Raw genomic sequence first — 13,436 nt, 5'->3', positions numbered from 1 at the left:
CAGCAAGTGCCACAGACTCAACATCCGTACCCGCCCCATTCGAGCTTTGACGGGGGAGACCTCGACTGCGGCAACGGCCTGCTGTTACTGATTCGCCAGCACATTGATCCGCTCGATCCGGGCCAGCTGCTGGAGATCATCTCCTACGAGCCGACCGTGCCAGTCGACCTGCCCTCGTGGTGCCGACTCACCGGCAACGAGCTGGTCAACGTGATCGAGGAACCCGACCAGGCCCGCTGGCGCTTTTTGGTGTGCAAGGGGGCGTTTACGGAAGCACCCACGGAAACACCGGCAGCTGAGCCCGCGCAGGAACCCACACCGAAGAAGCGCGCCAAGAAGCAGCGCAAGCGCCCGCAGATGCCGGTGACCCAGGAAGTGGTTACCCCGACGGTGCCTACCGAGTTCCCTGCACCTACTCCCGCGCCGAAGCTCGCGCCGCTTTCGGTCGTGACCATGGGGTCGTGGCCGCGCAAGCCCTGGCTGCTCCACGCGGTCCACGAGCACCTCGCGGGCCGGATGCCGGAAGAGGAGTTCCAGGCCACCGCGGACGATGCGGTGCAGCTCGTGCTCGCGGCGCAGCAGCGCGCCGGCGTGGACGTGGTCACCGACGGGGAGATGCGCCGCGACAACTACTCCAGTTTCGTTGCGGGCAGGCTGCAAAACTGCCAGCTCATCCCCATTACGGACCTGCTTCCGTACGTGGAGGACCCGGAGGATTTCGAGCGCGAACTGCGCGCGCTGGACGTGCCTGCCGGCGAGGTTCGCCACCCTGCGGTCTTCGGCCCGCTCGGGCGTGACAAGCCGCTCGTGGCGCACGAGGTCCGCTTCCTGCAATCCATCACCGATGCGCCGGTGAAGGTGTGCCTCCCGGGGCCCTATCTGCTGACCCGCACGATGTGGATGGAGTGCGTCTCCGACCGGGCGTACGAAAGCCGCGAGGAGATGACCACCGACATTGTGCGCGTGCTGCGCGAGGAGCTCCACGAGCTGTACTCGCTGGGCACCGCCATGATCCAGATCGATGAACCTGTGCTCACCGAGGTGGTCTACGGCCGCCACGACGGCGGCGGGCGCACCTTCATGTGCGGCGCGCTCGACGAGCTTGCCGGTAGCGTGGACGAGGAGCTCGCCTTTGCGCAGTCGCTGCTGGACCAGCTCACCGAGGGTTTCGACCCAGAGCGGCTCGCACTGCACGTGTGCCGCGGCAACTGGACCACGGACGAGTCGGCCGCGCTCGAGGGCGACTTCGCCCCCTTCGTCGACCTGTTTGCGGCGCTGAACGTGGGCACGCTTTCGCTCGAGCTGGCCACACCACGCGCTGGCAGCCTGGATGCCTTGCACGGGATCCGGGAGGACCAGCGCGTCTGCGTCGGCGTACTCAACCAGAAGCAGCAAGTGCTGGAGCCGACCGAGGACGTCGTGGCCCGCATCGCAGCTGCCGTGGAGGCTTTTGGCAAAGAGCGCGTGCTGCTGAGCACCGACTGCGGGTTCGCCACCTTTGCGGATAACCCGATCGTGGCCGATACGCTGGCGCAGCAGCAGCTGGCGCAGATCGTCGAGGCCCGCGATACCTACCTGCACCAAGCGGGGGACGCGCAGCAGTGAAAACGCAGCAGGAGCCGCCCGCCTCGCAGCACTATTGGGACGCGCAAGACATTGCGTGCGGAGATGTGCTTGTGCGGCTCTTCCTGCTGTTCCGCGACCAGGTTGCCGCAGGCGAGGTGCTCCATCTGCGCTCGGTCAACGAGGCCATCGACATCGACCTGCGCGCCTGGTGCGGGCTCACCGGCAACACGCTGCTCTACGCGGAGTCTCCGCATTACTACTTGCGTAAGGCGGGGTGAGCGCGGGCGTCGATAAGCGGGCGGGGCTAGAGTATGTGGGTCGTTGTACCCGCTACCAAAGAGGAGATCATGGCTGCCACCGTGCTGACTGCGCAGGAGGGCGTGCGCTACGCGCCACGGCCCACCGTGCGCGAGGCCCTGCGAAACCCGCGAATCTTGAGCAAAGAGGTGCTGGCCGGGCTGGTGGTGGGCATCGCCCTGATCCCGGAGGCGATTAGCTTCTCCATCATCGCGGGGCTGGACCCGAAGGTGGGGCTGTACTCCTCGTTCATCATGGCGATGGTGGTGGCGATTACGGGCGGTCGCCCCGCGATGATTACCGCCGCCACGGGGGCAGTCGCCCTGGTCATCGCGCCGCTCGTGCGCGACTACGGCTACGAGTACATGCTGGCCGCGATCATGCTCGCCGGCGTGTTTCAGATTGTGCTGGCGGTGCTCGGCGTGGCGAAGCTCATGCGGTTTATCCCGCGCAGCGTGATGGTCGGCTTTGTCAACGCGCTGGCCATCATGATCTTCTCCGCGCAGCTCGGCGAGCTGTTCGGCGTGCCCTTTGCCGTCTACCCGCTGGTGGCGCTGGGGTTGGCGATCATGGTGGGCATGCCGAAGCTGACCGAGGTGGTGCCCGCGCCGCTGGTGGCGATCGTGGTGGTCACGGCGCTGTGCATGGCCTTCGGTATCGACGTGCCCCGAGTGGGCGACCGCGGCGAGCTGCCGGACACCCTGCCGGAGCTGGTGATTCCGCACGTCCCGCTCACCTGGGAGACGCTGCAGATCATCGCGCCCTACGCGCTGGGCGTGGCGCTGGTGGGGCTGATGGAGTCGCTGATGACAGCCAAGCTTATCGACGAGATCACCGACACCCATTCCAACAAAACCCGCGAAGGCTTCGGACAGGGCACGGCGAACATCGTCTCCGCGCTCTTCGGCGGCATGGGCGGCTGCGCGATGATCGGGCAGTCCATGATCAATGTGAAGGCCTCCGGGGCGCGCACGCGCCTGTCGACGTTCTTCGCCGGCGCATTCCTGCTGGGGCTCATGCTGCTGCTCAACGACCTGGTCGGCCAGATCCCGATGGCCGCGCTGGTGGCGGTGATGGTGATGGTCTCCGTGGGCACCTTCGACTGGCACTCGGTTACGCCCGCGACGCTGCGGAAGTTGCCCGTCTCTGAGACCGTCACGATGCTGATCACCGTGGCGGTAGTGCTGGTGACCAGCAACCTGGCGATCGGCGTGGTGGTCGGTGTGCTGGTCGCGTCGGTGGTGTTTGTGCGCAACGTGGCGCACCTGGTGGAGGTGACGCGCGAGGAGATCGACGGCGTGGCCCACTACGCGGTGCGCGGCCAGCTGCTCTTTGCGTCTTCGAACGACCTGACCACGCTGTTTATGTACTCCTCCGATCCGGAAGAGGTCGTAGTGGATTTGACTGAGGCCACGTTGTGGGACGCCTCGACCATCGCGGCGCTGGACTCCATTGAGCAGCGCTACGCGCAGTACGACAAGCGGGTGCGGTTTGTCGGCATGAGCGAGCAGGCGAGCGCCTTCCACGGCCGCCTCACGGGCGCGGTGGGCTAAGCAGCCCCCAAGCGTACGACCATTTACCTGGGTAGAGTCGGGAGTAAGTCCCCCGACATCGAGAAGGACAGATTCATGACTACGCAGACCAACCCCGCAGAGATCCTGGTCGTCGGCTTTGGCATGGTAGGCCATCGCTTCGCCCAGGAGCTTGCGCAGCGCCGCCCGGAGGCGCAGATCACCATCATCAACCGCGAGACTGAGGACTACGCCTACGACCGCGTGCAGCTGTCCAGCTATGTGGGCAACTGGGACCGCGAGGCGCTCTACCTTGACACACTGCCGGACAACGTCACGGTTGTGCCGGGGCGCGCGGTGTCGATCAAGCCGGAGGTGCGCGAGCTCGTGCTTGCCGACGGCAACGTGTTCTCCTACGAAGAACTCGTCCTCGCCACCGGCTCCCGCGCTTTCGTGCCGCGCCTGCCGGGCAATGACCTGCCGCAGGTGCACGTCTACCGCACGCTGGACGATATGGACGGCATCCGCGCCGCGATCGAGGGCGTGGTGGGCAAGCACGGCGAGGCGACCGCGGTGGTTATCGGCGGTGGCCTGCTCGGGCTGGAAGCGGCTGGTGCGGCACAGCACATGGGCGCAAAAACGCACGTGGTGGAGATGGCGCCGCGCCTGATGCCGCTGCAGGTAGACGACGCGGGCGGCGAGATGCTCTCGCAGGCGATCCGCCAGATGGGTGTGGACGTGCACGTCGGCGCGACGACCCGCTCGATTACGCCCTCCACGGAGCGCGAAGGCGCGGTGACCCTGGACCTGGGTGAGGACGGCGTGATTGAGACGGACTTGGTGATCTTCTCCGCCGGCATCCGCCCGCGCGACACGATGGGCCCGGACGCAGGGCTGGAGCTCGGCCCGCGCGGCGGCTTCCTCACCGACCGGCAGTGCCGCACCTCGATCGAGCACATTTCCGCGATTGGTGAGTGCGCGGCCGTCGACGGCAAGACCTACGGCCTGGTCGCGCCGGGCAACACGATGGCGGAGATCGTGGCCGCGCGCCTCGCAGGCGAGCCTGCGCCCGACTTCGAGGACCCGGACATGTCCACCAAGCTCAAGCTCATGGGCGTGGACGTGGCCTCCTTCGGCGACGCCTTCTCCACTGAGGCGGACCATAAGGAGCTGCACATCCAGGACCCGGTGTCCGGTGTGTACAAGAAGCTCATCCTGGATGCGGAAGGCAAGCGACTCATCGGCGGCATCCTGGTGGGCGAGGCCTCGAACTACTCGGTGCTGCGCCCGATGGTCGGCTCCGAGCTGCCGGGCGACCCGGTGAGCCTGATCGCGCCCGAGACGGGTGCGGGTACCACCGCGATTGGCGCGGGCGACCTGCCGGACGAGACACAGATTTGCTCTTGCAACAACGTGTCCAAGGGGGATGTGCGCGAGGCAATCGGGCAGGGCTGCCACTCGGTGGAAACGCTGATGGGTGCCACCCGCGCAGGTACCTCCTGCGGCTCGTGCATCCCGCTGATGAAGGGCATCCTGGAAGCCGAGGGCATCGAGCAGTCCAAGGCGGTGTGCCCGCACTTTAGCCAGTCGCGCGCCGAGCTCTTCGAAATCGCTCGTTCCACCGGGATTACGGATTTCCCCACCTTCATCGAGCGTTTCGGCACCGGCGGCGGTTGCGAGGTGTGCAAGCCAACCTTTGCCAACATCGTGGCTTCCATGCACACGGAAAGCCACGTGCTGGAGGGCGAGACCGCGGGCCTGCAGGACACCAACGACCGCATGTTGGGCAACATGCAGAAGAACGGCACCTACTCCGTGATTCCGCGCCAGCCGGCCGGCAACATCACGCCCGCCCAGCTGCAGGAGATGGGCAGCATCGCCGAGGACTTCGGCCTGTACTTGAAGATCACGGGTGCCCAGCGCATCGCCATGTTCGGCGCGCGCACGGAGGACTTGCCGGAGATCTGGCGTCGCCTGATCGACGTCGGCATGGAGTCCGGGCAGGCTTACGGCAAGTCCCTGCGCGCGGTGAAGTCCTGCGTGGGCACGGACTGGTGCCGCTACGGGCAGCAGGACTCGGTGGCCATGGCGATCAACCTGGAGCTGCGCTACCGCGGCTTGCGCTCGCCGCACAAGCTGAAGATGGGCGTGTCCGGCTGCGCCCGCGAATGCGCGGAGGCGCGCGGCAAGGACATCGGCGTGATCGCCACGGAGCAGGGGTGGAACCTGTACGTGGGCGGCAACGCTGGTGCCACGCCGCGGCAGGCGGAGCTTCTGGCCAAGGACCTGGACGATACGACGCTGATTCGCTACATCGACCGCTACCTGGCCTTCTACATCCGCAACGCGGACCGGTTGCAGCGCACTGCAGCCTGGCAGGCGGACGTCGAGGGCGGCTTGGACCACATCCGCGATGTCGTCGTTGACGACTCGCTGGGCATCGCCGATGACTTGGAGTCCTTCATGGATAACCACGTGGCCAACTACTCGGACGAGTGGCAGGACGTGCTCAATGACCCGGAGAAGCTTAAGCGCTTCGTGTCCTTTATCAACGCGCCGGATACGCCGGATCCGACGGTGCAGTTCGAAGAGCACCCGCAGGGCGGCCGCAAGGTGCCGCTGATGACCCCGACCGTCGGCGCGAAGTAGAGCAAGGGAGTACAAGAAAAATGGCTGACACAGTAATTTGCGCACTGCGGGATCTCTCAGTGGGCGTCGGTGCTGCGGCGCTGTTGCCCGGTGAGCAGCAGGTGGCGATCTTCCGGCTGCACACGGCGGACGGCGAGCAGCTGTTCGCGGTGGACAACGTGGACCCCTACACCGGCGTGGGCGTGATCTCGCGCGGGATCGTCGGCGAGGTCGATGGGCGTCCCACGATTGCTTCGCCGCTGCTGAAGCAGAAGTTCTTCCTTGACGACGGTACGTCGCTGCAGGGCGATGACCACGCCCTTGCCACCTTCAAGGTGCGTCTGGACGGCGAAGGGGAAGAGGCGAAGGTGGTCGTGTCCAATTAGGTTCCATTAGGCGCGCGCGAAATCGGGGAAAAGGTCTGCCCCGTGTATCGTGGTCGTTATGTGTGGAATCGTTGGATATGTAGGTGACCCGGCGTCGGGTGAGCACGACGCGCTGGGCGTCATCATTGAAGGCCTGCGTCGTCTGGAGTACCGCGGCTACGACTCGGCTGGTGTCGCGGTGATGGGGCAGGGCTCCATTGAATGCCGCAAGAAGGCCGGTAAGGTGGCCGACCTGGAGGCGGAGATCGCAAAGTCTCCACTGCCGGACTCCCACCTCGGCATTGGCCACACTCGCTGGGCCACCCACGGCGGGCCGACCGATGCGAACGCGCACCCGCACGTGGTGGGCGGTGGCCGCCTCGCGGTGGTGCACAACGGCATCGTCGAGAACTTTGCCACCCTGCGCAACCAGCTCGAGGCCAAGGGCTACACCTTCATCTCCGATACGGACTCTGAGGTGGCGGCCACCCTGCTGCTGGACACCTACGACAACGAGGCCGCAGGCGACCTGACCAAGGCGATGCAGCTGACCGCCAACCGCCTCGAGGGCGCGTTCACGCTGTTGGCGATCGAGGAGGATCACCCGGATCGCATCGTCGCTGCGCGCCTGAACTCCCCGCTGGTCATTGGCCTGGGCGAGGGCCGCAACTTCCTCGGCTCGGATGTCTCCGGTTTTATTGAGTTCACCCGCGACGCGGTTGAGATTGATAACGGCCAGGTCATTACCCTGACCGCGAACGACTACCAGATCACCACCTTCGACGGCGAGCCGGCGGAGGGCAAGCCCTTCCGCGTGGAGTGGGACGTCACCGCCGCGGAGAAGGGCGGCTACGACTCCTTCATGGAAAAGGAGATCCACGACCAGCCCGCGGCAGTGCGCGACACGCTCTACGGCCGCTTCGACGAGAACGGCGCACTGACGCTGGACGAGCTGCGTATCGACGAGTCGACGCTGCGCTCCATCAACAAGATCGTCATCGTGGCCTGCGGTACTGCCTCCTACGCGGGCCAGGTGGCGCGCTACGCCATTGAGCACTGGTGCCGCATTCCTACGGAGGTGGAGCTCGCGCACGAGTTCCGCTACCGCGACCCGATCGTCAACGAGCAGACGCTTGTGGTGGCTGTCTCCCAGTCGGGCGAGACCATGGACACGCTCATGGCGGTGCGCCACGCCCGCGAGCAGGGCGCGAAGGTCATCGCGATCTGCAACACGGTGGGGTCCTCCATCCCGCGCGAGTCCGACGCGGTGCTCTACACCTACGCGGGCCCGGAGATCGCCGTGGCGTCGACGAAGGCGTTCATCTCCCAGATCGTCGCCTCCTACCTGCTGGCGCTGTACCTCTCGCAGGTGCGCGGCAACAAGTACGCGGACGAGATCCGCACCATCGTGAACGAGCTGCAGACGATGCCGGACAAGCTGCAGACGGTTTTGGACAACGAGGATCAGGTCAAGCAGCTGGGCAAGGACCTGGCGAACTCGAAGTCCGTGCTCTTCCTGGGCCGCCACGTCGGGTTCCCGGTGGCGCTCGAGGGCGCGCTGAAGCTGAAGGAGGTGGCGTACCTGCACTCCGAGGGCTTCGCCGCCGGCGAGCTCAAGCACGGCCCGATCGCGCTGGTGGAGGAGGGCCAGCCGGTCTTCATCATCGTGCCGTCCAAGCACTCGCGCAATAACCTGCACGCGAAGGTCGTCTCCAACATCCAGGAGGTGCGCGCGCGTGGTGCCGTGACCATCGTGATCGCGGAGGAGGGCGACGAGGACGTCACCGACTACGCCAACGATGTCATCCGCATTCCGGAGTCCGCAGGTCTGCTGCAGCCGATCCTGTCGACGGTGCCGCTGCAGATCTTCGCCTGCGCGGTAGCAGAGGCCCGCGGCCTGAACGTGGACCAGCCGCGCAACCTGGCGAAGTCCGTGACCGTGGAGTAGTTCGCCGCGAGCTTTTACTCGCCCCGCTGGAAGGAAAGTACTTCTTCCAAGCGGGGCGTTTCTGCGCCGGTACGAGAGACAGTCAGTGCTGCGGCGTGTACCGCGAAGCTAAGGATTTCCTCCCACTGCTGCTCGTTCAGCTCGAGCAGGCCCGCGCGGTCGAGACCGCGGTGCTGGAACTGGTAGGTCAGCGCGGCCATGATGGTGTCGCCCGCGCCGATCGTGTCGGCCACCTGCACTTTTGGCGCAGGCACAGTGCACGTGCCGAAGGGGGCGCGCACGCTGATGCCCTCGCCACCAAGGGTGGTCACTACGACGGGCACCCGCGAGGTGTCGCCCAGGAAGTCGACCTCCTCGTCGGAGAGTTTGAGCACGGTGACGTCGTCGAGCATGCCGCGCAGGAACAGGCGGTGCTTCTCCGAGGCGAAGGCGGGCCGGATGTTCGGATCCAAGCAAACTACGGCACCCGCCTTAGCTGAGGCGGAGGCTGCCTCGGCGTAGCGCAGCGAGGCCGGTTCGAGCGCGAGCGAGAGCGTGCCGAAGACGGCGTAGCCACCGGTTACCGGGGTGGGGGTGGCGAGCCGGTCGGCGGTGCCGTCGACGTAGAAGGTGTAGGTGGCCGAGCCGTCCGCGGCCAGGGCGGTCACGGCGAGTGTGGTGGGCTCTTGGCCGGTGGGGCAGTTGGAAAGGTGCACGCCGGCGTCGAGAAGCGAGCGCTTAAGCGCGGTGCCGAAGGCGTCTGACGAGAGCCGGGACTGGAACTCCACATCCGCGCCGAGGCGGCCAAGCGCGCGGGCGACGTTGAAGGGGCCGCCGCCGAGCGCGGGCTGCAGCGGGGCGAGCGGGTCAGTAGAGGTGGGCACGAGGTCGACGAGCGCTTCGCCGTACACAGTAATCATGCTTCCCACCGTAGACTATGCACCATGACGTACCGGCCGAAATTCCACCTCACTCCGCCGCAGGGGCGCCTGAACGACCCGAACGGGCTGACCCTGATCGGCGACGAGCTGCACGTGTTCTACCAGCACGACCCCTCGTTCCCGCGCACCCCGAAGCGCACCGGGTGGGGGCACGCGGTCACGCGTCTGGGCGACGGCCGCTATTTTCACCTGCCGGATGCGCTCTACCCGGACTTTCCCTATGACGCGAACGGTTGCTACTCGGGCTCCTCGGTGGTGCACGAGGGGCGGATGCGGCTGTTTTACACCGGCAACCTGAAGGTGGACGGTGAGCGAGTGACCAGCCAGAACATCGTCGATGTGGAGGATGTGCAGGGCCCGCTGGGCGGGGTGTACCGCCGCCGCGAGAACAATCCTGTCATCGAGGGTTTCCCGGAGGGCTTTACCGCAGACTTCCGCGACCCGCATGTGACGCAGGCCCCGGACGGGTCCTGGCGCATGGTCATCGGCGCGCGCCGGGAGAACAACACGGGCGCGGTGGTGGTCTATACCTCCCAGGACCTGGATACCTGGGAGCTGGCAGGCCCAATCGAGTTCATAGGGCTGGATTACAACACGGCCTCGGCCTACATGTGGGAGTGCCCGAACCTTATGCGCGTGGAGGACCAGACCACCGGCGAAGTACTTGATGTGCTGGTGTTTTGTCCCCAATTCCTGGATTCCGACGAGTGCGGCTACGTCGTCGGCCGTCTCGACGGCCTGCGCTTCGAAGTCATCACCGGTTTCACCCCGCTGGACTACGGCCACCAGTTCTACGCCCCGCAGCTCATCCCTTACCGCTCCGGCGCACTGATGCTGGGTTGGATGGGCCTGCCCGCGCGCGACGACACCCCCACGATTCAGGCCGAGGGCTGGGTCCACCAGCTCACCCTGCCGCGGGAGCTCAAGCTTATCGACGCCACGTTGCACACCTCCCTCTGTCTCCCCAAAGCCCAGGACGAGATGGTGGTCTGGCGCTGCGAGCTCGGGTCCGATCCGTTGGAGGTCGAACTGGTTGACGTGGAAGACAACGTCGGCGCGACCCTTGCGTGGACCCCACAGGAGGGCACAGGGCGCGGCACGCTTTCGCTGACCGTGGACGGGCTGGTGCGCTGGGCTGAGTGCGGGCCTGGCGAGCTGGTGTGCACGGCCGACGGCGCGGCCGTGGAGCTGACCGCCGGTGGCGGGGAAGTGGCGTTCTCCTCCGCCGTTTTCGCGCCAAACGGAAACGAATGGGCATTGTTTCGTTCCGTATAGCCCCGAATAGGGGAACTTTATAGTTTGTTCAGCGAAGGTATGACACTCGCGTGGTTGACTGGGGAAGAACCTACTTTTCCCAGATGAGCAGGGGGTAAGCCCCTGCCGGAAAGGACCACGCTATGGAGCACGCTGCTGTCGCGCGCCGGGTGCTGGAGGGGGTGGGAGGCGAGGACAACATTGTCGGCGCCGCCCACTGCGCCACCCGCCTGCGTATGGTGCTGAAGGACCCGAGCAAGGCGGACACCGCCGCACTGGAGGACGACCCGGACCTCAAGGGGGTGTTTGAAACCGGCGGCATGTTCCAGATCATCGTCGGCCCCGGCGATGTGGACCTGGTGTTTAAAGAGTTGGACGCGCTGACGTCGAAAAGCATTGCGGTGTCCACCGAGGAGCTGAAGTCGGTGGCGGCGAACCAGGGCAACTGGTTCACGCGATTCATCAAGGTCTTCTCCGACATCTTCGTGCCGCTGATCCCGATCCTGGTCGGAGGCGGTCTGCTGATGGCGCTAAACAACGTGCTCACCGCCGAGGGCCTGTTTGGTAGTGAGTCGCTCGTGGGTATGTTCCCCGCGATCGAGGGGCTCACCCAGATCATCAACGTGCTGGCCTCCGCGCCGTTTGCCTTCCTGCCGGTGCTGGTTGGTTTCTCCGCCACGAAGCGCTTCGGCGGCAACGAGTACCTCGGCGCGGGCATCGGCATGGCGATGGTGCACCCGGAGCTGATCAACGGCTACGAGGTGGCAAACGCCATGGCCGACGGCTCCATGACCTACTGGGACCTCTTCGGCTTCCCGGTCGCCCAGGCCGGCTACCAGGGCGCGGTGCTGCCGGTGCTGGCGGTGGCGTGGATCCTGGCCACGATAGAAAAGTGGTTCCACAAGCGCCTCAAGGGCACGGTCGACTTCCTGGTCACCCCGCTGGCGACGCTTTTGATCACCGGGTTTATCACCTTCATCGCTGTCGGCCCGGCCGTGCGCTGGCTCGGCGACCTGCTCATCCACGGCCTGGCCAACCTGTACGAGGTCGGCGGTCCGATCGGCGGTTTCCTCTTCGGTCTGGTCTACTCGCCGATCGTGATTACCGGCCTGCACCAGTCCTTCCCGCCCATCGAGCTCGAGCTCTTTAAGCAGGGCGGCTCCTTCATCTTCGCCACCGCCTCGATGGCGAATATCGCACAGGGCGCGGCGGCGCTGGCCGTGTACTTCCTCACCCGCAACGCGAAGCTCAAGGGCCTGGCGGGCTCCTCGGGCATCTCGGCGGTGTTCGGTATTACTGAGCCTGCGATCTTCGGTGTGAACCTGCGCTTGCGGTGGCCGTTCTATGTGGGGATGGGCGCGGCGTCGATAGGCGCAATGCTCATCGCGATTTTCGACGTCAAGGCCATGGCCCTCGGAGCCGCGGGCTTCATCGGCGTGGTCTCGATGCGCGCGAGCGACATGGGCATCTTCCTCGTCCTGGCGGTGGTGACTTTCGTGCTGAGCTTCGGTGCAGCCTACGGCTACGGACGCTACCTGGTGGGCAAGAACGGCACCATCGACCCGGACGCGCCGGAGCAGGCGGAGCCAGAGCAGACACCGCTGGTTGCGCCCTCTGCGGACGCGCTGCGCGTGGTCTCGCCGCTGACCGGCGAGGCAGTGGCGCTGGCGCAGGTCTCGGATCCGATGTTCGCGCAGGGCAAGCTTGGCGAAGGCATCGCGATTGTGCCGACCGTGGGCGAGCTGCGCGCGCCTCTCGACGGCAAGGTGGCCGTGACCTTCCCCTCCGGCCACGCCTACGCCATCCGCGGTACAGGCACCGACGGCAAGGCTGTCGACGTGCTGATGCACATCGGCTTCGACACCGTGAACCTCAAGGGCGAGCACTTCACGGCGCACGTGAAGAAGGGTGACGAGGTGCGCGCGGGCGACCTGCTCGCCACCTTTGATATCGACGCGATCGTGGACGCAGGCTACGAGGTCACCACCCCAATTGTGGTGTCCAACACCAAGCGCGTCGGCGCGATCAACCCCGCGCTCCACCTCCCCGGGAAACTCGCTTTTGGCGAGGCGTGCTTTAACGTAGAACCCAAGCCGGCGGCTGAGTCTGCCGAAAAACCGGCGGGAGCAACAAAGGAGTAGGAACAGATGGAACCGGTCAGCGCGCTGCTGCTGTTTGTGATGGCCATTATGGCGGGGGCGATCAACTCAGCGGTGGGCTCCGGTTCTTTGCTCACCCTGCCGGTGCTCATGGCGGTGGGGCTGCCGCCCGGAGTGGCGGTGCGTACGAACACGACCGGTATGGTGTTCGCCTCCGTCGGCTCGGTGCTGGGCTACCGCAAAGAGATTGCGCGGGAGCTGCCCTACCTCGGGCCGATGGTGGTGGTGACCATCGTGGCCTCGGCGACGGGCTCGCTGTTGCTGCTGGCTTCTCCGTCCAGCACGCTCGATTTCGTCGTGCCGGTGCTGATCGTGGTGGCGCTTCTGATGGTGGTCTTCCAACCGAAGCTGACCGCGTGGCTGTCGCGGCGCACCACCGTGGGGGCGGCTGCGGCGGGGGAGCCGGTCGGTGAGGCGTGGAAGCGCCCGCAGCTGATCGCGCCGATGGGGGCGGCCGCCATCTACGGCGGCTATTTCACCGCCGCCCAGGGCATCTTGTACATGGCGATCATGTCGGTGGCCACGGGGCGCTCGCTGAAAGACGTCAACCCCGTGAAGAACTTCCTCTCGCTCTTTGTCAACGTCACCGCGGCCGTGGTCTACCTCGTGGCCTGGGCCTTCTATGGTGCGGAGATCGTGTGGGCCGGGGTGGCGATTGTGGCCGTGGGCGGGCTGATCGGCGGGATTGGCGGCTCGCAGATAGCAAAGCGCCTTCCAAACTCCGTGCTGCGCGGCATTATCGTCGTTGTTGCGTTGGTCGCGCTGGTGCGGCAGTTTGTCTAAGGCGC

General features: G+C 66.0%; 10 protein-coding genes. 9 read left to right on the top strand and 1 reads right to left on the bottom strand.

Features of this window, described 5'->3' with window-relative positions:
- Positions 1-6 precede the first annotated feature (6 nt).
- The 6 genes from HMPREF2550_RS04775 to glmS all read left to right on the top strand — a co-directional run bounded on the left by HMPREF2550_RS04775 (position 7) and on the right by glmS (position 8,315).
- The gene (locus HMPREF2550_RS04775; protein ID WP_070790026.1) at positions 7-1,605 is read left to right on the top strand and encodes a 5-methyltetrahydropteroyltriglutamate--homocysteine methyltransferase; all 1,599 of its coding nucleotides are present in this window, start codon (positions 7-9) and stop codon (positions 1,603-1,605) included.
- Positions 1,602-1,844: a sulfurtransferase TusA family protein gene (locus tag HMPREF2550_RS04770; RefSeq protein WP_070763297.1), complete on the top strand. Its 243-nt coding sequence runs from the start codon at positions 1,602-1,604 to the stop codon at positions 1,842-1,844. The genes HMPREF2550_RS04775 and HMPREF2550_RS04770 overlap by 4 nt, the downstream gene beginning before the upstream one ends.
- Before the next feature lie 69 nt (positions 1,845-1,913).
- On the top strand, positions 1,914-3,416 hold the full coding sequence (locus HMPREF2550_RS04765) for a SulP family inorganic anion transporter (protein WP_070763295.1): 1,503 nt from the start codon (positions 1,914-1,916) through the stop codon (positions 3,414-3,416).
- 75 nt (positions 3,417-3,491) lie between these two features.
- A complete protein-coding gene (gene nirB, locus HMPREF2550_RS04760; RefSeq protein WP_070790024.1) occupies positions 3,492-6,023 on the top strand; it encodes a nitrite reductase large subunit NirB in 2,532 nt (843 codons plus the stop codon).
- 20 nt (positions 6,024-6,043) lie between these two features.
- Positions 6,044-6,388, top strand: a complete 345-nt coding sequence (gene nirD, locus HMPREF2550_RS04755) for a nitrite reductase small subunit NirD (RefSeq protein ID WP_070790021.1) — start codon at positions 6,044-6,046, stop codon at positions 6,386-6,388.
- A gap of 58 nt (positions 6,389-6,446) precedes the next feature.
- Entirely contained in the window at positions 6,447-8,315 is a 1,869-nt protein-coding gene (gene glmS / locus HMPREF2550_RS04750; RefSeq protein ID WP_070763289.1) for a glutamine--fructose-6-phosphate transaminase (isomerizing), read from the top strand.
- 14 nt (positions 8,316-8,329) lie between these two features.
- Here glmS and HMPREF2550_RS04745 read toward each other — a convergent pair whose 3' ends face one another.
- Positions 8,330-9,214 carry a carbohydrate kinase family protein gene (locus HMPREF2550_RS04745; RefSeq protein ID WP_070763287.1) on the bottom strand — a complete coding sequence of 295 codons (885 nt, stop codon included), beginning with the start codon at positions 9,212-9,214 and terminating at the stop codon, positions 8,330-8,332.
- Between the two features lie 24 nt (positions 9,215-9,238).
- On the opposite strand from HMPREF2550_RS04745, the gene HMPREF2550_RS04740 reads away from it, so the two are divergent.
- The 3 genes from HMPREF2550_RS04740 to HMPREF2550_RS04730 all read left to right on the top strand — a co-directional run bounded on the left by HMPREF2550_RS04740 (position 9,239) and on the right by HMPREF2550_RS04730 (position 13,431).
- Positions 9,239-10,510, top strand: a complete 1,272-nt coding sequence (locus tag HMPREF2550_RS04740) for a glycoside hydrolase family 32 protein (protein WP_070790019.1) — start codon at positions 9,239-9,241, stop codon at positions 10,508-10,510.
- A 122-nt stretch (positions 10,511-10,632) separates the two neighbouring features.
- Positions 10,633-12,630 (top strand): sucrose-specific PTS transporter subunit IIBC, encoded by a 1,998-nt coding sequence (locus tag HMPREF2550_RS04735; RefSeq protein WP_070790017.1) that lies wholly within the window; start codon positions 10,633-10,635, stop codon positions 12,628-12,630.
- A 6-nt stretch (positions 12,631-12,636) separates the two neighbouring features.
- Positions 12,637-13,431: a sulfite exporter TauE/SafE family protein gene (locus tag HMPREF2550_RS04730; RefSeq protein ID WP_070763282.1), complete on the top strand. Its 795-nt coding sequence runs from the start codon at positions 12,637-12,639 to the stop codon at positions 13,429-13,431.
- The last annotated feature ends 5 nt before the right edge of the window (positions 13,432-13,436 follow it).

The sequence above is a fragment of the Corynebacterium sp. HMSC074A01 genome (genome assembly GCF_001831515.1).
Taxonomy (GTDB): Bacteria; Actinomycetota; Actinomycetes; order Mycobacteriales; family Mycobacteriaceae; genus Corynebacterium.
The sequence above is the reverse complement of the archived record's forward strand: the minus strand, read 5'-3'. Positions and strand labels throughout refer to the sequence as shown.

Coding starts and splice junctions, on each gene's coding strand:
- HMPREF2550_RS04765 (WP_070763295.1), top strand. CDS start 1,914: ATGGCTGCCACCGTGCTGACTGCGCAGGAGGGCGTGCGCTACGCGCCA.
- nirB (WP_070790024.1), top strand. CDS start 3,492: ATGACTACGCAGACCAACCCCGCAGAGATCCTGGTCGTCGGCTTTGGC.
- nirD (WP_070790021.1), top strand. CDS start 6,044: ATGGCTGACACAGTAATTTGCGCACTGCGGGATCTCTCAGTGGGCGTC.
- glmS (WP_070763289.1), top strand. CDS start 6,447: ATGTGTGGAATCGTTGGATATGTAGGTGACCCGGCGTCGGGTGAGCAC.
- HMPREF2550_RS04745 (WP_070763287.1), bottom strand. CDS start 9,214: ATGATTACTGTGTACGGCGAAGCGCTCGTCGACCTCGTGCCCACCTCT.
- HMPREF2550_RS04740 (WP_070790019.1), top strand. CDS start 9,239: ATGACGTACCGGCCGAAATTCCACCTCACTCCGCCGCAGGGGCGCCTG.
- HMPREF2550_RS04735 (WP_070790017.1), top strand. CDS start 10,633: ATGGAGCACGCTGCTGTCGCGCGCCGGGTGCTGGAGGGGGTGGGAGGC.
- HMPREF2550_RS04730 (WP_070763282.1), top strand. CDS start 12,637: ATGGAACCGGTCAGCGCGCTGCTGCTGTTTGTGATGGCCATTATGGCG.